This is a genomic window from bacterium (assembly GCA_030704665.1).
GTDB lineage: Bacteria > Patescibacteriota > Microgenomatia > Woykebacterales > RBG-16-39-9b > JAUYID01.
On record JAUYID010000009.1, the window covers coordinates 297,301 to 321,898 of the forward strand.

At 45.8% G+C, this 24,598-nt stretch carries 25 protein-coding genes; 18 read left to right on the forward strand and 7 right to left on the reverse strand.

Features of this window, described 5'->3' with window-relative positions:
• Positions 1 to 3: 3 nt before the first annotated feature.
• Entirely contained in the window at positions 4 to 2,637 is a 2,634-nt protein-coding gene (locus Q8P13_01700) for a hypothetical protein (GenBank protein ID MDP2671154.1), read from the reverse strand.
• 159 nt (positions 2,638 to 2,796) lie between these two features.
• On the opposite strand from Q8P13_01700, the gene Q8P13_01705 reads away from it, so the two are divergent.
• Entirely contained in the window at positions 2,797 to 4,671 is a 1,875-nt protein-coding gene (locus Q8P13_01705) for a CarD family transcriptional regulator (GenBank protein MDP2671155.1), read from the forward strand.
• Between the two features lie 84 nt (positions 4,672 to 4,755).
• Positions 4,756 to 5,205, forward strand: coding sequence for a GNAT family N-acetyltransferase (locus Q8P13_01710; protein MDP2671156.1), 450 nt, complete (start codon positions 4,756 to 4,758; stop codon positions 5,203 to 5,205).
• A gap of 33 nt (positions 5,206 to 5,238) precedes the next feature.
• Here Q8P13_01710 and Q8P13_01715 read toward each other — a convergent pair whose 3' ends face one another.
• The gene (locus tag Q8P13_01715) at positions 5,239 to 5,631 is read right to left on the reverse strand and encodes a DUF3465 domain-containing protein (protein MDP2671157.1); all 393 of its coding nucleotides are present in this window, start codon (positions 5,629 to 5,631) and stop codon (positions 5,239 to 5,241) included.
• Positions 5,632 to 5,817: 186 nt separating this feature from the next.
• On the opposite strand from Q8P13_01715, the gene dnaX reads away from it, so the two are divergent.
• From dnaX to Q8P13_01790, 15 genes are all read left to right on the forward strand, one after another.
• Positions 5,818 to 7,407 carry a DNA polymerase III subunit gamma/tau gene (gene dnaX / locus Q8P13_01720; protein MDP2671158.1) on the forward strand — a complete coding sequence of 530 codons (1,590 nt, stop codon included), beginning with the start codon at positions 5,818 to 5,820 and terminating at the stop codon, positions 7,405 to 7,407.
• A 21-nt stretch (positions 7,408 to 7,428) separates the two neighbouring features.
• On the forward strand, positions 7,429 to 7,710 hold the full coding sequence (locus Q8P13_01725; GenBank protein MDP2671159.1) for a YbaB/EbfC family nucleoid-associated protein: 282 nt from the start codon (positions 7,429 to 7,431) through the stop codon (positions 7,708 to 7,710).
• Between the two features lie 80 nt (positions 7,711 to 7,790).
• Entirely contained in the window at positions 7,791 to 8,705 is a 915-nt protein-coding gene (locus Q8P13_01730) for a hypothetical protein (protein ID MDP2671160.1), read from the forward strand.
• An 81-nt stretch (positions 8,706 to 8,786) separates the two neighbouring features.
• Positions 8,787 to 9,383, forward strand: a complete 597-nt coding sequence (gene recR / locus Q8P13_01735; GenBank protein MDP2671161.1) for a recombination mediator RecR — start codon at positions 8,787 to 8,789, stop codon at positions 9,381 to 9,383.
• 8 nt (positions 9,384 to 9,391) lie between these two features.
• A complete protein-coding gene (locus Q8P13_01740) occupies positions 9,392 to 9,949 on the forward strand; it encodes an AAA family ATPase (GenBank protein MDP2671162.1) in 558 nt (185 codons plus the stop codon).
• On the forward strand, positions 9,946 to 10,386 hold the full coding sequence (locus Q8P13_01745; protein ID MDP2671163.1) for a GatB/YqeY domain-containing protein: 441 nt from the start codon (positions 9,946 to 9,948) through the stop codon (positions 10,384 to 10,386). The genes Q8P13_01740 and Q8P13_01745 overlap by 4 nt, the downstream gene beginning before the upstream one ends.
• Before the next feature lie 2,079 nt (positions 10,387 to 12,465).
• Entirely contained in the window at positions 12,466 to 12,945 is a 480-nt protein-coding gene (locus Q8P13_01750; GenBank protein ID MDP2671164.1) for a DUF1003 domain-containing protein, read from the forward strand.
• A 234-nt stretch (positions 12,946 to 13,179) separates the two neighbouring features.
• Complete coding sequence (gene cysS, locus Q8P13_01755; protein ID MDP2671165.1) at positions 13,180 to 14,610, forward strand: cysteine--tRNA ligase; 1,431 nt, start codon at positions 13,180 to 13,182, stop codon at positions 14,608 to 14,610.
• A complete protein-coding gene (locus Q8P13_01760; GenBank protein ID MDP2671166.1) occupies positions 14,607 to 15,401 on the forward strand; it encodes an alpha/beta fold hydrolase in 795 nt (264 codons plus the stop codon). The genes cysS and Q8P13_01760 overlap by 4 nt, the downstream gene beginning before the upstream one ends.
• 123 nt (positions 15,402 to 15,524) lie before the next feature.
• Positions 15,525 to 16,406: a type II secretion system protein gene (locus Q8P13_01765; GenBank protein ID MDP2671167.1), complete on the forward strand. Its 882-nt coding sequence runs from the start codon at positions 15,525 to 15,527 to the stop codon at positions 16,404 to 16,406.
• The gene (locus tag Q8P13_01770; GenBank protein MDP2671168.1) at positions 16,403 to 16,894 is read left to right on the forward strand and encodes a type II secretion system protein; all 492 of its coding nucleotides are present in this window, start codon (positions 16,403 to 16,405) and stop codon (positions 16,892 to 16,894) included. Before Q8P13_01765 ends, Q8P13_01770 begins: the two co-directional genes overlap by 4 nt.
• Before the next feature lie 12 nt (positions 16,895 to 16,906).
• Entirely contained in the window at positions 16,907 to 17,476 is a 570-nt protein-coding gene (locus tag Q8P13_01775) for a type II secretion system protein (protein MDP2671169.1), read from the forward strand.
• Between the two features lie 4 nt (positions 17,477 to 17,480).
• Positions 17,481 to 19,271, forward strand: a complete 1,791-nt coding sequence (locus tag Q8P13_01780; protein MDP2671170.1) for a choice-of-anchor R domain-containing protein — start codon at positions 17,481 to 17,483, stop codon at positions 19,269 to 19,271.
• A gap of 38 nt (positions 19,272 to 19,309) precedes the next feature.
• Complete coding sequence (locus Q8P13_01785) at positions 19,310 to 19,858, forward strand: hypothetical protein (GenBank protein MDP2671171.1); 549 nt, start codon at positions 19,310 to 19,312, stop codon at positions 19,856 to 19,858.
• The gene (locus Q8P13_01790) at positions 19,858 to 20,610 is read left to right on the forward strand and encodes a hypothetical protein (GenBank protein MDP2671172.1); all 753 of its coding nucleotides are present in this window, start codon (positions 19,858 to 19,860) and stop codon (positions 20,608 to 20,610) included. The genes Q8P13_01785 and Q8P13_01790 overlap by 1 nt, the downstream gene beginning before the upstream one ends.
• Positions 20,611 to 20,700: 90 nt before the next feature.
• Here the strand turns inward: Q8P13_01790 and Q8P13_01795 are convergent, their stop codons facing one another.
• A complete protein-coding gene (locus tag Q8P13_01795; GenBank protein ID MDP2671173.1) occupies positions 20,701 to 21,291 on the reverse strand; it encodes a hypothetical protein in 591 nt (196 codons plus the stop codon).
• Positions 21,292 to 21,453: 162 nt separating this feature from the next.
• A complete protein-coding gene (locus tag Q8P13_01800) occupies positions 21,454 to 21,957 on the reverse strand; it encodes a hypothetical protein (GenBank protein MDP2671174.1) in 504 nt (167 codons plus the stop codon).
• Between the two features lie 192 nt (positions 21,958 to 22,149).
• On the opposite strand from Q8P13_01800, the gene Q8P13_01805 reads away from it, so the two are divergent.
• A complete protein-coding gene (locus tag Q8P13_01805; protein MDP2671175.1) occupies positions 22,150 to 22,575 on the forward strand; it encodes a PAS domain-containing protein in 426 nt (141 codons plus the stop codon).
• A gap of 144 nt (positions 22,576 to 22,719) precedes the next feature.
• Here Q8P13_01805 and Q8P13_01810 read toward each other — a convergent pair whose 3' ends face one another.
• The 3 genes from Q8P13_01810 to Q8P13_01820 form a co-directional block, all read right to left on the reverse strand.
• Positions 22,720 to 22,869: a hypothetical protein gene (locus tag Q8P13_01810; protein MDP2671176.1), complete on the reverse strand. Its 150-nt coding sequence runs from the start codon at positions 22,867 to 22,869 to the stop codon at positions 22,720 to 22,722.
• Positions 22,870 to 22,983: 114 nt separating this feature from the next.
• Entirely contained in the window at positions 22,984 to 23,475 is a 492-nt protein-coding gene (locus tag Q8P13_01815) for a VIT1/CCC1 transporter family protein (GenBank protein MDP2671177.1), read from the reverse strand.
• Between the two features lie 629 nt (positions 23,476 to 24,104).
• The gene (locus Q8P13_01820) at positions 24,105 to 24,515 is read right to left on the reverse strand and encodes an NUDIX hydrolase (protein MDP2671178.1); all 411 of its coding nucleotides are present in this window, start codon (positions 24,513 to 24,515) and stop codon (positions 24,105 to 24,107) included.
• Positions 24,516 to 24,598 lie beyond the last annotated feature (83 nt).

Genomic DNA, 24,598 nt, shown 5'->3' on the forward strand with positions numbered 1-24,598 from the left:
TTGCTAAGGAATAAACTTCCCTCGTAGCCAGTTCAAAGTCTTTTCTTTGACAAGATCAGTGTCGGTGTAGTCAGTAGTTGTGGAAACACCCAAGACAGAATTGTAATTGTTGATCTCATCCTTATCAAGTAATTTGTCGATTGCTTCTTCAGCTTCTTTCTTTTCGGGGCCTGGGAGCTCAACAATTTTTGCAAAAGTCGAAATTGAGTAGACGGAGTCTTGCTTTGTGACCAAAGTTCTGATGCTTTTTAGAGTCTTTAGGTAGCCTTTGTAGGCAGTTTCAGTGCTGCTGTTTAAATAAGAAGTGTAGCTAGAATCAAAAGATTTGATGTAATCAACTAAACCCCAAAACTGTATTGGCTCGATAAAAGCAAAACCGCCAATTTTTTCTTTGACTTGAGAGAACTGATCCTTCCAGGAGTCTGACTCCAGAAGAGTTTTGCCACCCTTAGTCTCAAAGTCAATCAATTCCTTGATAGATTTGTCCGTGACTGAAAAATCAAGAATTACTTTCTTTTTTGTGACCGCAAAGTAAAGGTTCAGTTTAAGCTCACCGTAAAAATAAAGTTGAAGGGTGTAAATTTTGACTCCGGAGTAGTCAGAAACTTTTGGAGTGATCCTTCCCGCGGATTTACTAATTTCTCCCGAAAAACTGGAAGCTCCATTCAGGATTGAATAGATCCGACCGTCTTCTAGATTTGCCTTGAGGGTGTAGGTAGAACCGGTAGTAGTATAGGAGTAGTTTGCCTTGGTGGAAGGGTCTTTGGGGATGGTGCGCAGATAGGTGGTAGTTTCAGAAGTCAGAGCTGAAAGAGAGCTGGGGTATTTCGAATGCTTGATAAAATAAACCCCCAAGGCGCTGGCAAGACTGCGCAAATCTGATTGACGAGCATAATCTCGGGATTGGGCTGCATAATCTCGAATAGCCAATTTCGATAGTGAGTTTTCTGCCTTGCTTTGATCTTTGGTGGTTGCCAAGATGATAAACTCTGGGGCAGTCTTGGCACTTCCGGCATTGAAAAGCATTGCGTTTTGACCTTCGAGCCAACTTAAAATATCATCGTCGAAATCCAAGTTAGTAGAGTCTTTGATAGTTTTTTTGTACTCTTCCCAATCTTTGAGAGCTTGCTCAAAAGCTTTGCGTTGGTTGCGGGATTCCGAGTTTTCTGCCAGATCTTTGATTTTATCAATCTGGTCGTTGACGATCTGCTTCAGGTTGCGGGTTTCAGCATAAAAAGCGGGACTGATTCCGTTCAAGGTAGCGGGTATTTGGTTGGCGAGAGACTCAGAAATAAGGAAAGGATCTTTCAAGTTTTCATTCTTAGTTTTAGTCGTATCGAGTTGGAGGGAATCTATCTTAAAGCCATCTTTTTCGGCGACGACAGATATTCCACTGACTACGTGGTCGGCTGTTTTTGAGTTTTCATCAGTTGTGATAGTTAAATCTGTAGCCCCAATACCGAGGTAGGATTGGCTCAGGCCCTCAGCCGGCAAAAAGCTATTGTAAGGTGTAGTCGGTGTGTTTGAATAGTATTTGAGGAAGCTTTGCGAAGGGAAAAACTTAGCGACAGCCTGGTGATCAGGATCATCTTTGATGCTTTTGAGTTTGTTTTTGTTGGAAAGGCCGAAGCTAGCCTTGAGTTTGGCAAGGTCAGAAATCTTTTTGATGTCATCTTCCTTGGGACCGGCGATGATAAATTTGTTGATAGCTTGAGCAAAAATCGTGGGTGGTTTCGCCTTTTCTGGACAAGGAGTCCTTGAGGGGCTATAGATTCCACAGTTAAAATTAGTACTGGGCTGGGCAGAGGTTTCCGCCTCTTTCAAATGCAGATCTAAATAGTTCTGATCCCCATATTTCTTTTTTGAAACAGCGTAGGCATCGTCTTGAGTGAATTTATCAAGTCTTTCTTGCGCTTTTGCCCCGGTCAGTAAGTCAGTGAAGCTGACGATATTCTGCATAGCAGGGTAGGAGGTAGCACCCTTTTCTTGCTTGGAAATTTGGGTGAGAAAAAGCTCGTTTTTTGAGAGGCGGAGAAAATCATCAAAGGGGTTATTCGAGTTACTTAGAGATTGGGTGATTGATTTATCAAGGCTAGTAATGACTTTTTCGCCATTGGGGAATTTCTTGATTAAATCTTTGGCCGCTAGAGCTTGGGGATTGTTTTTAACCGAAAGAGAAAGATAAAACAAAGCGTCATCAGGAATAAGATCAAGCGTGGTGACTTTATCAAGAACAAAGGTTTTTACTCCGAGAAAACCCGCTCCTCCGATTAAGACCAACCCCAAAGCAGCGACTATAAGAAAAAGAGGACCTTTTCCGAACAAACCCTTACTAATTGTGGAGGAGGGAGGGGGTGGCTCTGGTGTATTACTTGAACTAGTTGGGCTCGGTATTGGGGAGGGGGTTACAGTTTCAGGTTCCGTCGTCGAGGTGGTTGCCGCGTTTTCCCAAGGTGTAGAGTAAGCGCTTGGGTCTGTGCTTCTGGTGAGCTGATTAGCTGTTCCAACTGCTGTTTGAGAAGTTTTTTCTGGTGCGAGTGTAGGTGGGTTGTTGACTGATTGGGTGGGAGCTAAGTCTGGGACGGGTTTGGAATTAGTTCCTTGATTTGGGTCGGTGACTTGGTTTAAGTTTTCCATTAAGGCAGAAGTAATTAAATTATTGCACGCTGACTTGAGCAAAAGCAAGCTTTGGCAACTGATATATAATGAGGGTTTGAAAGGAGGCTTATTACACAGCTAGTGAGGAAAAACCAAAAAGATTCACCCACCCCCAAAAGTGCTTTGGGGTCTTTTGTCGTGGAAAAGAATCAAAAACTCTCTTCACAGGACTTTACTAGAAAATTAACTGAACTCGATTATGAGTTTCAGGGGATCAGTCAAGTTTCCAAGACCGGGCAGTTTTCAGTGCGGGGGAGTTTGATTGACCTTTGGCTGGAAAGATACAAAATTCCGGTCCGCTTTGATTTGATTGGAGAAAAAATTGAGGGGATTTACTTGTTCAATCCAATTACTCAAGAAAAGGTAAAAAGTTTGAACAAAGTGTATATCTTTCCTTATAGTTCTTTGCCGGTTTTTGCGCCGAAATGGGCAAAGAAACAAATCGGGAATAGTGAAAAACTTTTTCTTTCCGAGGTAGAAATCGGAGATTTAGTAGTCCATATTGAGCACGGAATCGCCCGTTTTTCCGGGATTGAGTTTCGAGAGCTGCAGCCAAAGGAGGGGAAGACCTACTTAATTTTGGAATATGCTAAGGGTGATAAACTTTTTGTGCCGATTGAGCAGATCGAGCGCGTCACTAAATACCTTGGAGTGGCAGGTAGAAAACCAGCCCTGAATTATTTAGGGACAGGAGCTTGGGAACTGACCAAACAGCGGGTCAAAGAGCAGGTCGTTAGCTTTGCTGTGGATCTGCTTAAAGTTTATGCCAAAAGGGAAGTTTCGGCTCGTAAAGCATACGAAACTGACAACCCTTGGCTCAAAGAACTGGAAAGCAGTTTTGAATTCGAAGAAACTCCCGATCAGCTTCAAACTATTGAGGCAATCAACAAAGACCTGTCTTCAACCAAACCGATGGACCGTCTGCTGGTTGGTGATGTCGGTTTCGGGAAAACCGAAGTGGCGCTTCGTACTGCCTTTAAGGCTGCCGTCGAGGCTCGTCAAGTCGCTTTGCTCGTCCCAACGACTATTTTGGCTGAGCAACATTTTCATTTCTTTCGCGATCGGCTCGCGTCCTTCCCAGTCAAAGTAGCCCTTCTTTCACGCTTTCAGGAAAAAGAAAAGCAAAAGGAAGTTTTGGAAGGGCTAAAAGGCGGTTCAGTTGATATTGTCATTGGGACGCACCGCTTGCTTTCCAAAGACGTGGAGTTTAAAAACCTAGGACTAGCTATCATTGATGAAGAGCACCGCTTCGGGGTCGATGCCAAGGAGCACTTCAAAAAGTTAAGGCCCGAAGTTGACATCTTGTCTCTGTCTGCCACCCCGATACCTAGAACTTTGCAGATGGCGATGGCCAAAATTAGAAAAGTTTCGAGTCTTTCGACTCCACCCTCGGGTCGTCAACCGATCAAAACTTTGGTTGGGTCTTTTGATCAGGACAGAGTCATACAAGCTGTAAAAGCAGAACTGGATAGAAAAGGGCAAGTCTATTACGTTTACAACCACATTCCTCTGCTCGGCCAAAAATCTGCTCAGTTGCAAAGATTATTTCCAGAAGCACGGATCGTCTATGCGCACGGGCAGATGGGAGATCGGCAGTTGGAAGAGGTGATGGATCAGTTCTACTCTCGTGAGGTTGATGTTTTGGTTTGTACCACGATCATTGGCTCGGGACTCGACATGCCCAACGTTAATTCAATAATAATTGAAGATGCACAGAACTTTGGTCTGGCCGATCTTTACCAACTGCGTGGTCGGGTCGGTCGGGCCGAGAGGCAGGCCTTTGCCTTTCTTTTTTACCCGGGGAAGTTTACTCCGAAGGGCTCAGCTTTCGAAAGGTTGCTCGCCATGGCCGAAGCAACTGACCTTGGGGCCGGGTTTAAAATTGCCAAAAAAGATCTAGAGATTCGTGGGGCAGGCAATTTACTGGGCAAAGCTCAGCACGGCAGTATTGCTCTGGTTGGATTTGAGCTCTACATCCAACTACTTGCCCAGGCAGTTGAGCAGCTCATATAAGACTTTACTTTTCTTGATCCAAGATTTATATACAAGTTACCACAAGGCTAATTGTTGGCTAGGAAGCCATTTCAGGAGGGCAAGATGAAGAACAGGGAGCTAATAGTAGAGATTGCCAATGATGAAGGCAAGATGGCTGATGCACTAGCGGTGCGGCACACTGTCTTTGTTGTTGAGCAGATGATTGATGAGGTTCTCGAAAGAGATGAGCTTGACGCGGAAGCGATTCATGTTGTTGGCTACCTTGAGGCTGAGCCCGTCGCCGCCGGTCGTGCAGTCATCGAAGGTGGATCGGCCAAGATCGGTCGGATGGCGGTGCTAAAGGCCCAGCGGGGCAAGGGTTTTGGAGTTGATATTCTTCAGGCCCTGGAGGAGGCCTGCAAGGATCAAGGAATCTGGGTCGCGCGCCTCAACGCTCAGGAACACGCCGCCGGATTTTACTCTCAGGCTGGCTACCATCGAGTTGAAGGAACGCAGCCTTTTCTTGAAGCTGGCATCAGACACATAATGATGAAAAAGGACCTCTCGCGGTAAACATCGGAGTAGAGATCGATCTGAGCCCCCAGTTTAGTTTTGACTGTGGGGCTCTTCGCGTTTTGTTGGTGCATTGACCAGATTGGGATTGTTTTCTCCCATGAAATTGATATAGCCGTCTTCGTGAGGCTCACACTTGCCGTTTTGGCATTCCCCACCATAGTGATGAGTGTTGTGGATCAAACCGCCGTATTTGTTCCAAACATAGCTGCCGTGAACTTCAACTTCTTCTTCAACTTTGACTGGAACCCGATAGGCCCGCTTCAGGTTGTGGGCGACCAAAACCGTGTGCCCACCTTCAGGCTCAATAATGAAACGTTGGTGAGGTGTATCATCAGTATCGTCAGTCAAGATACGAGTGACTTTACCGGAAACGGTGAGTGGGACTCCATGAAGGCGGCGAGCGAAGGCTTCTTCAACTGTCATTACCTTAATTATAGTATTTTTTAGAGAGCTAAGTCGAAACGACGCAAAGATCGAAGAAATTTATATCAAAAAAATCCTGCGACCACTTCGTGGGCTTTGTACCTAAGGGGGAGGTGTCGGGTACCAAGTTTGAAGGGTATTGGCCGGTTGTCTTTAGGGTAAGTTACATTTAGAATAGTTAGCGCAATGGCTGTGCTTTACCGCAAATATCGACCTCAAAAACTCTCCGACATAGTGGGCCAAGATGAGATTACTTCTTCTCTTCTCAAACAGTTGCAATCGGGAAAAATCTCTCACGCTTACCTTTTTTCTGGACCGCGCGGAACTGGGAAAACTTCTACGGCACGGATTCTGGCCAAGGCGCTGAATTGTGAAAAATCGAAAGAGGATAAATATGATGAGCCGTGTGGAAAATGCCAATCTTGTCTAGCCATTGCTGAAGGACGTTACTTAGATTTGATTGAAATTGATGCTGCCTCAAACCGGGGTATTGATGAGATTCGGGAACTGCGGGAAAAGATTCGTCTCGCTCCGACAGAAGGTCGTTTCAAAGTCTACATTATAGATGAGGTCCATATGCTCACCAATGAAGCTTTCAACGCTTTGCTCAAAACTTTGGAGGAGCCTCCGGAACACGCAATTTTTATTCTCGCTACCACTGAACTACAAAAAGTTCCCTCGACTATTCTTTCGCGGACGCAAAGATTTGCTTTCAAAAGACCGAGTGTGAAAGATATTACTCTTTGTTTGCTGCCCATTGCTAAAGCAGAGAAATTTGGTTTTGACAAAGAAGTCTTGGAAGAGATCGCTAGGGCCTCCGATGGGGCCTTTCGGGACGCCCTAGTTTTGCTGGATAAAGTTTCAGCGGTAGATACCAAGGCAGACTTGGCTCGCGTCCGGACTATTCTTGGGAAAAGCCAAGAAAGATTGACTCTGATCGAACAGCTTGTCAGCTCGGATAGCCAGGGGGCGATCCTTTGGCTGAACAATTTTTTGAACCAAGGTGGAAACCCAAGGATTCTCGCGGAAGATATCTTGCAGGATTTGCGAGTACTCCTTCTTTTTAGGCAAGGAGTTGGGGAGAAGATTTTTGCTGACTTTGATGAAGAAAAGACTGTTGAAATTGAAAGATTGGCGGGCAAAATTGCTAAGGAAAAAACCCTCAAATGGGTCAATCTTTTTACAACTGCCTTGGTGGATCTGCGCCAAGCCAGCATTCCTCAACTACCTTTGGAAATGGCGATCATCGAGGCCTGTGGTTTTGAAGCCGAAGTTAAAGAAGTTAAAACTGAAGCTGAGGTAAAAGCGGGTGCTAAGCTAGAGACAAAAGCTGCGCAAGAAGCTAAATTGGGCTCGTCCGAGATGAAAAACGGAGAAACAGGCGAAGTTGGAGAGAGAAAAACTGAGATAGATGTGGATCATCAAAATCTTGTCGCGGTGGATTTTAAAGCGGATATGAAAAAAGTTCTTGGAGCCTGGGATACAATTCTTAAAGAACTCAAACCAAAGAACAATTCGCTCGAGATTTTTCTCCGTGGAGCAACACCAAAAGAAATCGATGAGGGAATTTTACTTATTGAGTTTGGCTACCGTTTTCACAAAGACAGGTTTGATGAGCCCAAAAACCGAGCGATCATCGAGGCGATTTTGCTCCAAGTACTTGGCGAGCCTGTTAGAATAAAGACAGTGGTGGGAACACCAAAACCAAAGGTGATCATTAAGGAAAAGATCGTCGAAGAGTCTGACCCGGTGGAAGTTTTTGGAAAGCTAGATTAAATTTATTTTAGGAGGATAAACATGTTAGATAAATTAAAGCAGCTCTATGAACTAAAAAAACAAGCCGACCAGATGAAAAAGGAACTCGAAGTCGAAGTTCTTGAAGTTGAAGTCGGAGATGTGGTAGTGAAAGTCAACGCCGCCCAAAAAGTACTTAACCTTAGTTATCCGGAAAATACTCATCCGGATCGAGTGCGGGACGCGATCAACAAAGCTATGGACGAAGCGCAAAAAGTCGCCGCCAAAAAAATGCAGGGGATGATGGGTGGCATGGGTGGTATGGCAGATCTCCTCAAGGGTTAGGAAGCCCAAAACTTGTTTCCTAGTAATATAATCTAATTAACCAAAAAGCTATAGGTCAGCTGCTGCAGTGGAGGTGAGAGATGAAGCAGTTATTTGCAAAGGTAAAAGCAGGGTTGACCAGCATAGCTCTCGGCAGCATTGTTTGGCTGCTTCGTGCTGTGATGCGCTGGTTCCCAAAGAATCTGCGCGCCGTCATCCTATTCCAGCTTGGCTTGGGTATCTTGATCTTCGGTTGGTTCTGGATCGGGCGGCGAATGAACAGCAACCTGAGGCTCTTGCGTCCGGACCTGAACTGGGCTCAGAGACTGATGGTGACAGTACGAAATATCTGGACTCTGACTCGGGCTTGGACTTTCCTCTTGAGCAACGAGGAGATTGCTCCTGAAGATATGCAGGCGCGGGTCGAGGGGGCCGAGCCGCTGCTCGAATCCTACAATGCCGGAACCAAGACTATCGTTGCCTTTGTGCACATCGCGGTGAACGAATTGGTACCGGCAGTTTCGGCTCTGGGGGTGAGAGCATTTGCGCCGGCCGAAGCAATTCCGGAGTTACTCTATCAGGCTATGGCGCGACTGCGTGCTCGCCACGGCAATGTTGAGTTCACGCGGATTAGTCGTGGCCAGACCTTGCCAGTCTGTCGGCAAAAACTAGCCGAAGGCTGGATTGTCGTTTTGGCGCTGGACATGATCCGCCAGGCCGGTAGCGGTGGAGTTCTCTGTCGTCTAGGGACTGCCAAAGGGTACTTTCCAGTTGGAGCAGTCAAACTTGCTCTCGAAGAAGAAGCTAGTCTTTGGCTTGCCCTACCGTACTACGACCAGAAGGGTGTGGCCCGACTGCGCATCGAAGGTCCGTTTGAGTTGACTCGTACTGGAGAGGTCGTCGCCGACATCGAGTCCAACACCTGTCGGCTAGTTGCTGCGTACGAGAGTTTCATTCTCGAGCGTCTTGCGGATTGGTGGCAGCTGCCTTGGGTGAAGTTGACGAGGAAGGAGTGATCGCGGGGCGCTCAACGGTTGAAAGACCGGCGAGTGCCCCTTCGCGTTTTCTTCGCGGATATTTTTTGTTACACTAGTAAGGTGCAAATTCCCAAATCAGTTGCCAATGTCATCGCTGAATTTGAAAAATTACCCGGTATTGGGCCGAAGTCAGCACAAAGGCTAACCTACTATTTACTTCACGCTCCGAAGGAACAGTCCGCCGCTCTTTCAGCTGCGGTCGCCGAACTCAAAGACAAAACAGTTCTTTGTAGCACTTGCTTCAATGTTGCGGAAGTTGATCCTTGCGAAGTTTGCAGCTCAAAGATGCGGGACCGCGCGGTCATTATGGTGGTTGAGGAACCGCTTGACGCTCTAGCCCTCGAGCGTTCCCGATCCTTCAAAGGGCTTTATCACGTTCTTCACGGAGCCATCGCCCCACTCGACAACATTGGTCCGGACGAAATCTATCTCAAAGAACTTTTGCCAAGACTAAAAAGTGGCGAAGTCAAAGAAGTGATTCTGGCGACCAATCCGAATATCGAAGGGGAAGCAACCGCGATGTACATTCAACGTTTGATCCAACCTCTTGGGCTGCGGGTGACTCGTATCGCCCGCGGTCTCCCAACTGGTGCAGACCTTGAGTACGCTGACGAAACGACTCTTTCCCGCGCGGTTGAAGGTAGAGTTGATTTTTAAATCCTGTTATGGCAAAAATAATCATTGGTCTGGTTGGTCCTCCTGGATCAGGGAAAACCTCAGCCGCAAAGTATTTAGAAAGCAAAGGCTTTGTGAATCTACGACTTTCTTCTGCTTTGGAACCTGAAATAAAAAAAAGGGGTTTGCCTTTGATTCGTGAAAGTTACCAAGATCTTGGGAACGAATGGAGAAAAGAAAAGATCGATTACCTCAGTGAGATTTTGTTTACGCAGATTGAAAAGCTACCAAAAGAAGCAAAAGTAGTGGTCGAGGGTTTTCGTAACCCAGGAGAAGTGGTACCGTTTAAAGAAAGGAGCAACTTTTTTCTAATTGGACTAGATGCTGGGGTTGAGGAGCGTTTCAAAAGAGTTAACTCATTGGGACGAGATCCTCAAAGTTGGGAGGAGTTTTTGGTACTTGAGAAACGTGACCAAGGAAATGATGAGCCTGAGTGGGGCCTGCAGGTAGCGAAAACTCTAAGTTTGGCTGATATCATTATTGATACTGGCAAAGACAAAACAGCTGTATTTACAGAAATAGAAAATTTTTTGAAAGGAATAAAATGAGTTTAAACGAAAAACTACAAGCAGACATGAAAGAAGCGATGATTGCTAAGGACGAGATGAGATTGTCCACGATTCGCTTTTTGCTCTCCGACCTTAATTACTTAAAAATCGAGAAACAAAGAGAACTGACCGACGAGGATGTTCTGGGTGCGATTGAAAAACAAGTCAAGCGCCACCGCGAAAGCATTGAAGGCTTTGAAAAGGGTGGGAGAGCCGAGATGGCGGAAAAGGAAAAAGCCGAGCTAGCTATCCTGCAAACTTATTTACCCGCGCAAATGAGTGAAGAAGATATACGCAAAGCGGTTGGTGAGGCGATTGCCTCATCTGGGGCTTCTTCAATTCAAGAGATGGGCAAAGTCATGGCTGCACTTTCTAGCCTTAAAGGCAAAGCAGACATGAGTGTTGTCAGTTCCATAGTTAAAGAAAAGCTTTCCTAGATTGTTTTGTTATTTTAAGCCTATTTAGAATTCTTTCTGTCACTTTTTAGAAAAGTGACCAAAACTTCCGCCAGGCTGCGTGCGCTAGCAAGATTTAAGTCGCTCAAGCAAAGTTGTTAAACTCGCCTTCGGCTCAAACAAAACAACTTGTGCTAGGTCGCTTGGTTAAATCTTGCTTAAACGCGTACTCGCAATGGCGGTATAAGAAAATTTTAACTTCGCATTCACAATTCTTAATTCTGGACTCACTTGTTTCCTTGACCCGAAAGGGTACAATTTTAGATGAGACATGGCAGTGTCTTCCGACTTACTTCGTTTTTGGCAGGTTTGCAGTATCACGAAGAAGCCCTAGTTAAAAAAGTAGGTCGGTTGAAGGGGTAGAAGGGTAGGGCAGATTTCCAGAGCAGCTGGTTTCTTGTTCTTTCCTAGGGGAGAACACGTCTGTTCGGTGTACACTCAATCAGCTGTTCTGTCGCATTGGTTTTCCCAAGGTTCAACTATCGGGTTCGAACGGGCAACCAAGGCAAAATGCGGCGAAGTGGGGGTTTTAGTGCTCAATTAGCCTTTGCTTCGCCGTTCCCCAAGGCAAACAATTGACCGCTTGCTTTTTCATTTTTCTAGTAGCATTATCTCAATAACGGTTTGTGGAACGGCCTCGAGTTCCGATTGGAAAAAGACTGATGTCTCTGTCCAAGTCCACGATATCAAGAGGCAAGGAGGTGCTGTCTAGCCAAGTTCTCGGCATAGGCGTGTCCTGACAGGACGTGACTGTACTTCAGGACAATTCCCCCACCAGGGAATGGGCGGAACTGAATGACGTTTTGGGAGAGGCGTTGTTTGGTGCCCCAGAAGATGGTGACTGGAGAGGGCGGCTTTTCTCGAAAGTTACCATTGACTGTTCCTTACCTGACCTGATTTTTGCTTACTTTGTGGGCAAGTCTCAGATCAGTTTCAATACGGTGAATCGGAGGGAGAGATGGATCTTATCTTGGGACTTTGAGCAAGGATGCTCCCGCGCGTAAGTTCCGAGCCCTCCATTCAGGCGAGAGCGAGTGTGTCCACGGATCCCCGAAATTCTTGACCACACCGCTCTCGCCCTCGCTCCTTTTTCCCCACTTGAATTTAAACAAAAAAGGTAGCATATTTAATTTGAAGGTCTGGTTGGGATCCGCATAACCGCACCAAACCTTTACCGTGTCCACACCTTGTGGCTAGCACGGGTGGATGCTCCTGACGGCCAGGAGCGTAGGTCTCAAGGAAGACAGGAGGCAGGGAAGAGTACGGCATTCGCGGAGGCTTGAGAGTACCAGTCAGGGTTTGATGGGATGCGGACCTTTCCCTGACGCTTTCCAGTTGGTGGAGTTTGGTTGCGAAGAAGAAGCACCAAAGCCATGGTGAGACTCCACCCAACTGCCAATTTCCTGATTCGATTTCGCTTGTCCGAAAAGCAGATCGGTCAGTGCGCAATAATTTCGGTTCCTCAAGGACGAGGAGTTTGAGAGCAGACGAAAGAAGGGCCAACCCTGAAGTCCCACCCCGCCACCTAGGACGTTTCAGGCCCTTCCTGCGGTTTCAAGCTGGCAGAAGCTGGCCCCCGCATATCCCCCCTCAAGGCGTCTGGTCTCAACCCCAAACCTTCAGGACAGGGGAGCGTGGTGTGACGATTTTGCGAATCGTTGCTTACGCCCCACGCTCCCCCTCGTCTAGTCTAAAAGCTTGCAATTTCCTTTCACAAAAGTTAAAATTCAAACTGACAAGGGCATCTACGCCGCATCTCGCCGAAAGGGCGGGACCCGACGTTGCTTAACTAAGGTCGTCTTGGAATAGGACGAGCCGACAAAGAGCAGGGAAACCAAAGCAGGCCAGCCTCGACTAGCTCAGCTAGTCGAACTGAATTACCACAAAATAGATGCCTTTTTACGTGCCCGCCAATTTTGGCGAGGTACGGTCAAAATCCCTGTGTGATTAATTTAAAAGTACCCTTTGAAAGGTTTTTAACGTGGCGATTTGTGTCATCCTGAATTTAATTCAGGATCTTCTGAAAACGCCAGGTTAATTGGGTTCTGAAACAAGTTCAGAATGACAGAAGGAGCAATAAAAATGGCTATGTTTAGTTTTTTCGGAAAAGGGTTTCGTGATCTCGAAACCAAAATAGCAGAACTCATTACCAGCTTCGCCGGAAGTATGGCTTTTGTTTACATACATATTATTTGGTTTGGAGCCTGGATAATTTTCGCCAAGCAAATTGGTGATACCTTTCCTTTTGGTTTGCTGACAATGATCGTCTCCCTTGAGGCAATTTTCCTTTCTACCTTGATCATGGTCAAACAAAACCGTCAGGCTGAGATTGATGCCCAAAGAGCTGAAGAAGAGGATGAAGAAAGAGAAGACATTGAAGAAGATATTGAGGATATTCAAGAGGATTTCGATGAGCTACAAAAAGATCTTAGTGAAGTGCGTCGTCTCATTGAAAAAATTGAATCTCGAACTACTAGTTACGACCCTGTTTCCAAACCAGTGCCTTCTAGCATTCGAAACAAGAAAAAAGATTCCGCCTAAACAAACGAGGTTAGTTAAACTTAAATCTTGAGTAGTACAAATTGTACGATCGTGAACTTTGTTCTATCTAAATGCCATCCTGAACACTTCGCTCTCTCACTCTGAAAGTAGTGAAGAGTCTCGAGTTCAAACCCAGTGAGAGATTTTCTGATCTACCCCTAAGTTAATCAAAGAGATTCTTCAGCAGTTTTGGCTGGTTGTCCGGCTCTCTGAATGTGATAATATGATTAGCTAATGTCAGAAATATTTCTCACCAACACTTTGGGTAGAAAAAAGGAAAAGTTTGAGGCGACTAATTCGTTGGTTACTATTTATTCCTGTGGGCCGACAGTTTACCGCAACGTTCATATCGGCAATTTGCGTACCTACATAAGCGTCGATCTTCTTATTCGAGCTTTGAAATACAATGGTTACGAGGTGCGACACGTCAAAAATATTACCGATGTGGGGCACATGCGCAGTACCGGAGCAGACACCGCTTACGATCCGATCATTAACGAGGCCCTCAAAGAAGGCAAGACTCCAGCTGAGATTGCGGAGATTTATACTCAGGCTTACTTTGAAGATCAAAAGAAGCTCAATATTCTCGATGCGCACGTCAATCCCAAAGCGACCGAGCATATAGCTGAAATGATTGCACTGACCGAGGAGTTGGTTAAAAATGATCTTGCCTACGAAGTAGAGGGAACAGTTTACTTCGACGTCAAAAAGTTTAAAGATTACGGTAAGCTATCGGGTAATACCTTGGACAAAATGGGACAGTTGCTCGAAGCGGTGCGAGTTTCAGTTGAGACCGACAAAAAAGACAGCGTTGATTTTGCTCTTTGGAAGTTGTCTAAAGATGACCGCGCCATGGTTTGGGACAGCCCGTGGGGGAAAGGCTTTCCCGGCTGGCACATTGAGTGTTCGGCGATGTCGCTCAAACACCTAACCAAAGCCTTTGAGAGTGGCAAATTTGATCCAGAAGAAGTTAAAACTATAGATATTCACTCCGGTGGAGAGGATTTGATCTTCCCACACCATGAAGACGAGATCGCTCAAAGTCAGGGAGCAAGTGGAAAAGAGTTTGTAAAATACTGGTTTCACGGTGGTTTTCTGACAGTTGATGACAAAAAGATGTCTCGTAGTGCAGGTAATTATCTTGTTCTAAATGATATAGAAAGCAAGGAGTACAAGCCACTTTCGTTTCGTTATTTAACGCTAACTGCACACTACCGCAGTAAACTAAATTTTACTTGGGAGTCTCTGACTGCGGCCCAAATTGCCCTTAAAAATCTTTATCGTGAAATTTCCCGTTACTATCAAGAATCAGAGGCAAAAATCGGTTGTGCTGAATACGAAGAAAGGTTTTTGGCGGCTGTTAATGACGATCTTGACACTCCAAAGGCACTTACGGTTGTTTGGGAACTGGTAAAGAGTGATTATCCAGCTTCAGCAAAGTTAAAAAGCTTACTTAAATTTGATGAATTTTTAGGTTTGGATTTGCATACAGTTTCAAGCGGTAAAATTTCCGACGAGGTTGGCGCTTTGGTTGAAGAACGCGAAAAAGCACGAGCCGCGAAGGATTTTGCCAAAGCTGACGAACTTCGCGCCGAGATTGCCAAAAAAGGTTTTGAAGTAGTTGACGAAGAAGCTGGCCCGAAACTAAAGAAGATCATCCAATGAGCGAAAAAATCGTTAATTTTTCCGACAAACAAGGCAGAAAAATCGTGGGCACTTTGCTTCTTCCTGAGGGTGCAGGCCCCTTTCCCGCGGTTGTAATCTGTCACGGTTTTCGTGGTGATAGAAACCAGGAAAACTTAACTGAAATAACAGAGGAAACAAGCAAAAAGGATATCGTTACTTTTCGCTTTGACTTTACCAAAGTGCCCGGAGAAAGCGATTTACCACTAGAAGATATGACGATAACTTATGAATTGGAAGTTTTGGATTTAGCTCTAGATTTCCTTCGAAAAATTCCAGAAGTTAACAAGGATAAAATAGGTTTGGCCGGACATTCGTTAGGTGGGCTCGTGGTTGCTTGGTACGCTGCAGCTCATCCAGAGATCAAATCTCTAACACTTCTTTCGGCCGTTTACAACTTTTTAATCATGTGGAACCACCGTTATGGTGAAGAAACTGCCAAAGAGATGCAAGAAAAGGGCTTTGCCATGATTTATTCAACCAGGTTTAAAAGAGATTTAAAGATGAAGGTTGGTTTTTATGAAGATGCGCAGAAGTATGATATTGATCAGGTGATTGATACTTTGACTTGCCCAATACTTGTAATCGCTGGAACTGAGGATGAAGCAGTAACTTTGGATCATGCCCAGCATTACTTGGATCGGGCTCCAAGCTTACAAAAAGAGTTAAAGATAATTCGGGGTGCTGATCACAACTACACAGATCCGAAAAATTTGGAAGAAGTCAAAACCGCAGTGGCGGATTGGTTTGAGAAAACCCTGAATAACCCTTAAAAGAGATCTAGCAAGCTAGACTGTTTCCAGTGTCACTGAAGGGAGCAAAGCTACTTGTTTTCAAAACGAAATGAGATGCAGGGGCCTACCATTTTTTGGTAGAATTAAAGAAAGAAACTGCCAATGACCATTTCTGCAAAAAAACTTTCTAGATTTACCTACCAAAGGGGCTTCACCCTCATTGAAATCTTGATTTCCGCGACGGTTATTATTATCCTGAGTTTGATCGCTCTTGCTTCCTACAATACATTTGCTCGGCAAATCAACCTGGATACCACTACCCAAAATGTCATCAGTACCTTACGTTTGGCTCAGACAAGGACGAAAGCTTCAGAGGCAGATACAAGGTACGGGGTGCACTTCGAAACAACAAAGTATGTGCTTTTCTCAGGAGATACTTACACGGTCGGGGCGGTCGGAAACAAAGAGTACCTTCTTAGCTCGGTGGAAATTTATCAGATAAATTTGAACGGTGGTGGTAGTGAAGTAATCTTTGATCGCATTCGGGGTACCACCTCAAATTTTGGTTCGGTTGATCTTCGTTTGATTGACAATCCGGCTCGAAGTCAACAGGTTTTGATTGGCATTAGTGGGGAAGTTTCCCTTGAAAATCCCGTTTCTCCGACAGGGACGAGACTGACGGATAGTCGTCATCTACACTTTGATTTGGGTTGGAGTATACAAAGCAAAACTACACTGACTCTTACCTTCACCGATACACCGAATCCAACTGTTGTCAAAAACATTCCTATGGCGACTTATTTTGACTCTGGAAAAACTGTTTTTGACTGGTCCGGAACAGTCAATGTTAACGGTTCAAATCAGGTTCTGCGGGTGCATACCCATCTTCTTGACGCTTTTAGCACTATCTTGAGTATTCAGCGCGATCGTCGTTACAATGATAAAGCCCTGAACCTGACAATTGATGGTTTGGATATCGTTACTTATACCGCTGCCGGAACGGCCAGCGTTGGCGCTTCCGGTGGCACCATGACTGCTCAATGAAAAAATTTGAAAGAAACAAAAAAGAAAAAGGTTTTGCACTACTTGAGATTCTGATTGCCTTGGTGGTGATCACCATCTCTTTTCTAGCGGGAGTCAGCTTCCTCTTTTTTGCGCGTCAAGCTTCTTCCAAAGCGATTCAAAAAACCGAAGCAGTTTCACTTGCGGAAGAAGCTCTTGAGGCCGTGAGAAATTTACGAGACGAGAGCTGGTCTGGCAACATTGAAGCGCTGGCAGCCGGGACCACTTACTATCCGACTCTTTCTGCGGGGAAGTGGACTCTTTCAACGACAAACCCCTCTAGTAGTTCAACCTACACGACGACGGTTGTTTTTTCCCTAGTAAATCGAGATGCCAGCGCCAATATTAGTGCTGTCGGTAGCAACGACCCCAACACTAGAAAAATTGTTGCTAGCGTCAGTTGGAAAGAAGCAAATACGACCGAAACAGTTGCTTTGACGGCTTATGTGACCAATTTCTTGGGCAATTGAGCGGGAAAATTTATGAAAAGATTGGTTCCAGACAACTTAAAAAACAAAAAAGGTCGACTCCGAGCAGGAGAAGAAGGGTTTACTTTGATAGAAACCCTAGTTTACGTCTTTGCTTTGATTTTCATCATGAGTGTTTTGATAGTGGTTCTCTTTCAGCTCATTGCTTTGAACGAAAGCTCGCGTCGTTCCCGAGAGGCGGTTTCGAACGCCCGTCTTGCTTTGGATGCGGTTGCTCAGGAAGTCCGTCACGCCAAAGGAATTTACACACCAACAAGTGTTTTTGGAACCAACCCTGGACAGTTGAGCTTGGAAACGACTCGGGATCTACCGGCAGAGGAAGACACTACCTACGTAGATTTTTATATTGATGACTCTGGTCTTTATCTTAAACGTGAAGAACAAGCAGCAGTCTTGGTTACCTCAGAAAAAATTAAGATCACCAACTTTGCTGTGACCGAGTTAAACAGTGCTGCGACTACTCCGGCGGTGCAAATTCAGTTGACCGCTGAGTACGACTCACCGGTTTCAGGAAGTAAAAATACAGTTAGTTTAGAAACGACCGCTTCTTTGAGGTCTTATTAGAAAAATGAGAAACAAAAATTTTAAAAAAGAAAAGGGACAAGCCGCGCTCATCACTATTTTGATCATTGCCTCGGTTTTGGCGATTTTGGTGGCTGCTTTTGGAGCCCTGACTGTTAATGATTTGAAGACAATCGACAAAGTAACTTCTTCGTCGCAGAGTTATTATGTTGCCGAGTCTGGCATTGAGGATGCCTTGGTGCGCATCGCCAACAAACTTCCTTACTCGAACAACTATACTTTGGCAGTCGGCAACGGCAGTACCGAAGTAGAGGTGAGTGGGACAGTCAATGCCTTGGTAGTTACTTCCAAGGGTAATGTCAGCAACCATTTTCGAAAACTTTCTGTCAATTTGGACGCCACCACTCACAGTAGCCAGATTGCCTTTAACTACGGTCTTCAGGTAAATTATGGTGGTTTGATTATGTCGAACAACTCAGGAGTGAACGGCAACGTCTATTCCAACGGAGATATTTTGGGTTCAAACGGTGCTTTTATTTCCGGGAGTGCCTATGCGGCCAACTCTCCAGCGTTAGCAGCAGATCAGGTCAATGATTCGCCCCTTCCACCCGGAAGTTCAATTGTTTTTGGCAATGCGACCGCTAGTCAGGATTTGGCCCAAAGTTTTCAAGTCTCAGTAACAGAACCAATCAGCAAAATTCAACTTTACCTCAAAAAAACAGGTTCTCCTACGAATGCTACCGTCAGGATCGTAAACAATAATTCGGGTAGTCCCGGTACCATCACAATCGATTCCGGAACTCTCGCCTCTTCGACGGTAGGCAGTTCCTATAGTTGGATCGATGTCAACATGAACTCTGGAGCTCAACTGAGCAGTGAGACTACCTATTGGTTGGTGGTTGATGCCTCAACCGGCAGCGGAACGAAAAACTTCACTGTTGGAGCAAACAATACCTATAGCCTTGGTCAAGCCAAAATCGGACAATTCTCCGGAAGCTGGAACAATACCTCTCCGTCTGGACTGGACGCCTATTTCAAAGTTTATCTGGGAGGCACCACCGGAGTGATTGACAACGTTAACATTGGAACTTCAGGAGTTGGGGACGCGCACGCGCACGTGATTACAGATTCGACCATAACCGGCAGTGTCTACTGCCAAAGTGGTTCTGGAAACAACAAAGTCTGTGATACTTCCCAACCAGATCCAACTCCCCAAAACCTTCCAATTTCTCAGGCCAACATTGATGATTGGCAGGCAGAAGCGGCGGCGGGGGGAACTTTGAGTGGAAACTATACTCTTGACAATGGCGCCGTTGGTTCTTTGGGGCCGACAGTTATCACCGGGGATCTAAACTTATCGAACAACGTGACGTTTACGATGACTGGGACAATTTGGGTGCAAGGAAAGATCAATTTGGAAAATAACGTCACTATGAAGCTTGATCCGGGCTATGGTTCAAGCGGGGGAATTCTCCTTGCTAGTGGCTATATCAACTTGGTCAACAACGCTATTTTCCAGGGTTCTGGGGACCCAAACAGTTATTTTCTTTTGCTGACGACCAATGATTGTGTTGGTTCGGGGAGCCCGACTGGTCTGACTTGCACCGGGTCAAACTCAGCCATGGATGTTTCCAACAATGTCGGCTCAGTGATACTTTATTCTTCGCGGGGACAGATAAATCTAGCTAACAATGCTGAGGCCAAAGAAGTAAATGGTTACAAGGTTTTCTTGTCCAACAACGCCACCATTAATTATCAAAGCGGATTGGCGAACGCCAATTTTTCTTCTGGTCCTGGAGGTGGCTACAATATTAGCAATTGGATTGAGATTAGCTGATAGAGCTGGTATATTAGAAGAGCTACTTTTATCTGCCTATGCTGTTTTTTGGAAAAAACAACCGACAAGACATCAACCTCATTCCCGAAGAGGAACAGATTCTAAGAAAAAAGAAGAATTTTCGGCTCTTGCTTGGTTTTGCAGTGCTCGTTTTTAGCGTAGTTGCCTTGACACTGGTCGCTATTTTTATTTTGCTCCTCTCTGAGAAGAGCAAAGCCAAGGATGTTCAAGTCAAAACAGAGACTGAACTTTTGAACTGGCAGAAAGTTGCCAGTGCGGCGGCTAGTTTAAACAAAGTCAGCCAGCGTTACAATTCTTACAAGTCTTTTTCTTTGGCTCAATCCAAACTGGAATTAAAGCTGGAAAAATTAGCAAAGAAACTACCGAACAAGGTACAGCTTTTAAACCTCTTCGTAGACAACAGCGGTAAAGCCAAAATTGCGGGCAAAGCTGCCTCTGCCGATGTCGCTTACCAGCTCTTGCAGATTTTCCAATCTCAAAGTGACTTTGCTTCAGTAAGTCTATCTGCTTTGACCAAAGGTCAAAGCAATGATGTGACTTTCAGTTTGGATTTGGTGATACATTAATGGACAAAAGATTACGGAAGCTAGCTAAAGATATTCAAGCAAGCGGTGTTTTTTTTCTCCTTGGTGGGACGAGCAGCTTAGTTATCGGGGTTCTCTTGTTTTATTTTGTTGGGATGCCTCTTTTGAGACAAGTGAATGATTTAAAGGAAAAAAACGCCCAAGCCGATCAAGTTTTGGAAACAATCCGCAACAATGTTGCAGCGGTTTCATCAGTTGATGCGCTGGAAGTTGCCGAGCTAGACGTAGTTACCAGTAAGTTGTTACCCTCGAGCAGCGACCATGTTCGGGTCGCGGCCTTGCTTGATGTGATTGCACTTGCTTCTGGTGGAAGAATTACCAACATTCAAGCAACTGATACAAGTTCGCCTCGTAGCAACCCAAGCACCCCAGTCACCTTGACTCAGGGTAGTGGGACGGGGACTTCAAGCTACACTATGACGGTGAATTTTGAAGGCACCTTTCCTTCTCTACTAAAGTTTCTTACTTCTTTGCGCTGGGCCGATCGTGTCTTTGGGGTCGCTGATTTGACCGCGGCTGGTAGTCAAAATGGTACAAATTTGGTGCAAGTCAAACTGAGTCTGAAGCTGCCTTTAACGCTGACGCAGACCCAGGAACTATCGCCCCAACAAGAGGTTTTACTTCTTTCTAAAAATGACGCCGACGAAATAAAAGCCTTACAGAAAAACATTCTTTTCAGGGTGAAACCAGCTAGCCAACCTCTTTCACGAACGAATCCTTTTGCGAGTTATTGAAAAATATCAATTGAAGAGAAAGGGTGGCTTGGGGTCACCCGGGTTGGAGGATTTCAAGACCAGGCGACCCCAGTTTGCGAAAGCAAACCTTCAGTATCCCCGACTGCCGTTGTGGCGGTTTCGGTCGAGTTTGAAGGCTTCTTCAAGGGTGGTTTCTCTTCTTCTCCGTGAATTGAAGCTGCCGTTGGTAGTACCCGGCCGAGGGTATTCGTTTTGGCGTCTTGATGGAACAACCAGAGACGACTCCCGGGTAAAGACCTCGTAACGGTGTCCGTCTGCAACAGTTGTCCCTCTGCGGCTTGCCTCGGTTAAGCGTTGACCATCGACCCAAACCGCGGCTAGCATCCGCTGCCTGATTAGAAAGCGGACCGCGGTTGGCAGATAGATCAGGTCCAGACCGAAGACTGGAAACTCCTGTACTTCCGTCTGCCCACCTGCTTGGTGAACTACTACTTCTACCTTGCGGGTGAAGAAAAGCCGGTCACCTTCCTCGACTTTCCGTCTGACCACCTCACTTGATGGGGTAGAGAAGGAATCGAAGGCAACGACTTGGTCCAGGTCACCTGGGACTCTCAGTGGTTTGAAGAGTCTCCCGATTTCGACGCCGGCGCTGATTCTCAGGTCCACTCCAGGGCGCTCCGGTCCGAAGAGAACCGAGATGTTGACACTTGATCCAGACATAGATAAGCCCCTCTCTTCTTTTTTGTGAGGCTATTTTAGAATTTTGCAGCCTAGTTGTCAAATTTTTCGTGGGTAAAACGAAAAGATGAAGTGGGCCAGATTCCAGGGTGGTTTCCGGCCCAGAGATGAGTGTTGATCAGATTTGGTCTGGACCCGAGGGTTTTAGGGGTCCCAGGGCTCAATGACCGTGTCGTCGTCAGCGACATAGGTGGTCGACATCTGCTCTTCGGTGAGAACTACTCCGTCGACTCTCACCTGGTTGGTCAGGTGGATTCTGGTTGCCTGCTCGATCGCCGGCACCATCTCCGTGATGGTAAGCCCGACGACAGGTACACTGCGGGCTGCGACCAGTTCCTCCCCGAGAATACCCATGATCCTCACTAGTCGTTTCTTGGTGAGGAAGACGAGATCCCCCTCAGTGAGGACCCGTCTTGATTCGGACAGGGTCACCGGGTTGGCGTAGTCGCCGTTCAGAACAACTACTCGAAGATCGCCGCTATCAACGAAACGAGCGTTGACGAAGTCCGGCAGGGTTGTTCCTTCAGGAATGTTGAGGTACTGCAGCGGCCCGCGTTCGACACGCACCCGAACACAGATCTGAGTCGGTACCCCGGGTTTGGGCGCAGCTGAGCTGGGTTTGGCTCTTGATAAGGTAGCAGTTCCCACAATCTTCTCCTTTGAACTAACTTGCCTGTGGTTGTTACCCCAGTTTGCTTTTGTCTTCCCTCCTTTTCACTCCCGAGCCTTGTTGTGATTTTAGGACTCTTTTTATTTGCTTGTCAATTCCAAAAAGGAAAGCCTCCAGGCGAATTTTTGGTCTCGTTTAACTAATTAGAAAATTTGTGCTATAGTTTTTTTATGGATGAAAAAAACTGGCAAGAGTCAGTTTTGGCTAGCATTCCGGATATTGCTATGGTAGTCAACAAAGACGGCAATATTCTTTACATCAACCACATCTTGCCGCAGTTCACCCGCGAAGAAGTCATTGGCTCTTCGGTGAACAACTATATTCCATCAGCCTATCACGAAACTTACAAAGAGGCTCTCAAAGAAGTTTTCGGCTCAAGTGCTAGTAAAGACTTCATCGTCACCGGCGCAGGACCGAACAACTCGACTTCTTGGTACTTGACGAGGATCGGACCGATCAAATCTGGTGAAACTGTTGAGGCAGCCGCTATCATTTCTACAGATATCACTCCAAGAATGATGATCGATGACGATCTCAAGGCTGCCAAGGCTGAGGTTGACCGACTTCAAACTCAACTCAACGAGCTCCAAAAATAAATTAATTTCCTGATTAGTTAAAAGTGAAAAAGTTTAGGAAAAAGAGGTCTGAAGGCCGGCTAGCTGTGTGTGCTGTACCAGGGAGGGTGCATACAGACACAGACTAGCCGACCCACACCTCATCGGTCTATCACGGCAGAGTGATCAGACCGAAGAAGTCTCGCCGCAGGCCATCCAGTACGGGGATGAGCTGACGGCTTTGGCCTCGTCGGTGGCGACGTGCTTCATCGCGATCACATCGATCGTCGACGAGTTAGTCGGAGAGCCGCGAGGGCCGTGGATGGTGGTCATCATGACCGACCTCCTTGGAACGTTCTCAAGCACGTAGGTTTTTACGTGTGAGAACTCTTGCCGATACTAGAAATTATTAGGCAAGCAGACAGTATTTGTCAATAAAAAGGCAAAGAATTAAATTTTGAGGATCTGGCCGACAATGAGTCCAATGCAAGTAGCGATAGCACCAATGACAAAAAGTTCGACTGCACTTCGCAAAGGAGAAACCCTGACTAGTTTTCCTTTGATATAGCCAACAGCAAAAAGGCCGAGGAAAGCAAAAATTATACTCCAAATTCGTCCGGTGGTTGGGTTGGCAAGGATAAAAGGCATGATTGGTATCAAACCGGAGAGAAAGTAAGCAACAAACATGATCGTCGCCCCCAAAACTAAACTGTCAGTATGTTTGCCACTAGTATCAAGTTGGTGAACCGCCTTTTCAGAGGAATATTGTCCAGCGGCCATTGAAGTGGCTTCGACTGTTACCGCCACGAAAGCTGCCAAAATTATTATCGCTTTTGAATCAACTCCGGTGCTGATGCCGACGACCACACCAGTGGTCGAAACCAGACCATCTTGCAGCCCAAAGAGGGCACTGCGCAGGTAGTCTTCGTGAATTCCGTTCATAATATGATTGTACTACAAAGTTATTAACGTAAATATAAAACCTATAGTGGTTGACTTTTAGCTTCATTTCTGCTATAATTCGTCAGGATTACATTCCGTCGTCTTGTAGCCTTGACAGGATATAATTTCTCTCTAGAAAATTCGAAAACGGCAAACTGTTTATTTTTCCTAAAGTAAATAGCTTGGCGCTTCTGAAAGCGACTAAAGTCAGGGAAGGAGAAAACAAGGTGAAACGTATGTCCATTTTCACGCCTTTTGAGATCATGAACTAAGAAGGACAGCGATAGGGATTTTGTTTTATCTATTTGGGCCAAGCGTCAAGCTACCACCCCCTCGGGGATGACCTAATGGAGGAACAATGTCTCTGTCAAACGAAACTCTCATCGGTCTTGCACGGGTTGAACTGAGCAAGCGGCGGACCAAGACAACAACTAGGTCCAACGCTCTCAACTCGACCATCGGCTGGCTCTGCGTGAACTACCCGGGCTTCAAAAAGGACTGGGACCAGGCCACCAAGGACGAGCGCCGTGCGTGGATGAGAACTGTCGCGCCCTAGACAATCGCGCCACAAGGTAGGTACCCTCCCGGGTTTAAAGTGGTTCTATTCCACGCCTACCACCAACACCAATTTACCCGTTAATTTTTTGTAGATACCTTTCTAAGGTTACTTTAATTGCTGGATCGCACTTTGCTAGTGCTTCCTGAGGTGAAAACCATTTAGAGTCGGTCAGTTCTTCTTGATCAAGCTTGGTTTCCCCGGATTTGATCTTTGCTAAAAAGTGAAAATAGACCAGATGAGCTTGCTTATAAAAAGTGGCTGGGTTGATACGCTCACCAAAGTTAATTAATTCACCCAGTTCAATATCAAGGCCAGTCTCTTCTTTGGTTTCGCGAATACAGGCGTCTTTCGCTGTCTCACCATACTCAACATGCCCGCCGGGCATCATCCAACCCTGCCATTTAGTACTTTTGAAAAGCAAAACTTCGTTTTTGTTGTTAACGATGAGCGATGCAGCTACAACACCAATTTTTTCTTCCATTAGACTTATTCTACCAAAATTTGCACTCAGAGGTTAAAATGTTTTAGTTCGGATAGCGGACGAAGCTCATGGAGAGTAACTGA

Excerpts from the sequence above, each read along its gene's own strand:
- Q8P13_01700 (MDP2671154.1), bottom strand. The coding sequence starts at position 2,637 with ATGGAAAACTTAAACCAAGTCACCGACCCAAATCAAGGAACTAATTCC.
- Q8P13_01710 (MDP2671156.1), top strand. The coding sequence starts at position 4,756 with ATGAAGAACAGGGAGCTAATAGTAGAGATTGCCAATGATGAAGGCAAG.
- Q8P13_01715 (MDP2671157.1), bottom strand. The coding sequence starts at position 5,631 with ATGACAGTTGAAGAAGCCTTCGCTCGCCGCCTTCATGGAGTCCCACTC.
- dnaX (MDP2671158.1), top strand. The coding sequence starts at position 5,818 with ATGGCTGTGCTTTACCGCAAATATCGACCTCAAAAACTCTCCGACATA.
- Q8P13_01725 (MDP2671159.1), top strand. The coding sequence starts at position 7,429 with ATGTTAGATAAATTAAAGCAGCTCTATGAACTAAAAAAACAAGCCGAC.
- Q8P13_01730 (MDP2671160.1), top strand. The coding sequence starts at position 7,791 with ATGAAGCAGTTATTTGCAAAGGTAAAAGCAGGGTTGACCAGCATAGCT.
- Q8P13_01740 (MDP2671162.1), top strand. The coding sequence starts at position 9,392 with ATGGCAAAAATAATCATTGGTCTGGTTGGTCCTCCTGGATCAGGGAAA.
- Q8P13_01745 (MDP2671163.1), top strand. The coding sequence starts at position 9,946 with ATGAGTTTAAACGAAAAACTACAAGCAGACATGAAAGAAGCGATGATT.
- Q8P13_01750 (MDP2671164.1), top strand. The coding sequence starts at position 12,466 with ATGACAGAAGGAGCAATAAAAATGGCTATGTTTAGTTTTTTCGGAAAA.
- cysS (MDP2671165.1), top strand. The coding sequence starts at position 13,180 with ATGTCAGAAATATTTCTCACCAACACTTTGGGTAGAAAAAAGGAAAAG.
- Q8P13_01760 (MDP2671166.1), top strand. The coding sequence starts at position 14,607 with ATGAGCGAAAAAATCGTTAATTTTTCCGACAAACAAGGCAGAAAAATC.
- Q8P13_01765 (MDP2671167.1), top strand. The coding sequence starts at position 15,525 with ATGACCATTTCTGCAAAAAAACTTTCTAGATTTACCTACCAAAGGGGC.
- Q8P13_01770 (MDP2671168.1), top strand. The coding sequence starts at position 16,403 with ATGAAAAAATTTGAAAGAAACAAAAAAGAAAAAGGTTTTGCACTACTT.
- Q8P13_01775 (MDP2671169.1), top strand. The coding sequence starts at position 16,907 with ATGAAAAGATTGGTTCCAGACAACTTAAAAAACAAAAAAGGTCGACTC.
- Q8P13_01780 (MDP2671170.1), top strand. The coding sequence starts at position 17,481 with ATGAGAAACAAAAATTTTAAAAAAGAAAAGGGACAAGCCGCGCTCATC.
- Q8P13_01785 (MDP2671171.1), top strand. The coding sequence starts at position 19,310 with ATGCTGTTTTTTGGAAAAAACAACCGACAAGACATCAACCTCATTCCC.
- Q8P13_01790 (MDP2671172.1), top strand. The coding sequence starts at position 19,858 with ATGGACAAAAGATTACGGAAGCTAGCTAAAGATATTCAAGCAAGCGGT.
- Q8P13_01795 (MDP2671173.1), bottom strand. The coding sequence starts at position 21,291 with ATGTCTGGATCAAGTGTCAACATCTCGGTTCTCTTCGGACCGGAGCGC.
- Q8P13_01805 (MDP2671175.1), top strand. The coding sequence starts at position 22,150 with ATGGATGAAAAAAACTGGCAAGAGTCAGTTTTGGCTAGCATTCCGGAT.
- Q8P13_01810 (MDP2671176.1), bottom strand. The coding sequence starts at position 22,869 with ATGATGACCACCATCCACGGCCCTCGCGGCTCTCCGACTAACTCGTCG.
- Q8P13_01815 (MDP2671177.1), bottom strand. The coding sequence starts at position 23,475 with ATGAACGGAATTCACGAAGACTACCTGCGCAGTGCCCTCTTTGGGCTG.
- Q8P13_01820 (MDP2671178.1), bottom strand. The coding sequence starts at position 24,515 with ATGGAAGAAAAAATTGGTGTTGTAGCTGCATCGCTCATCGTTAACAAC.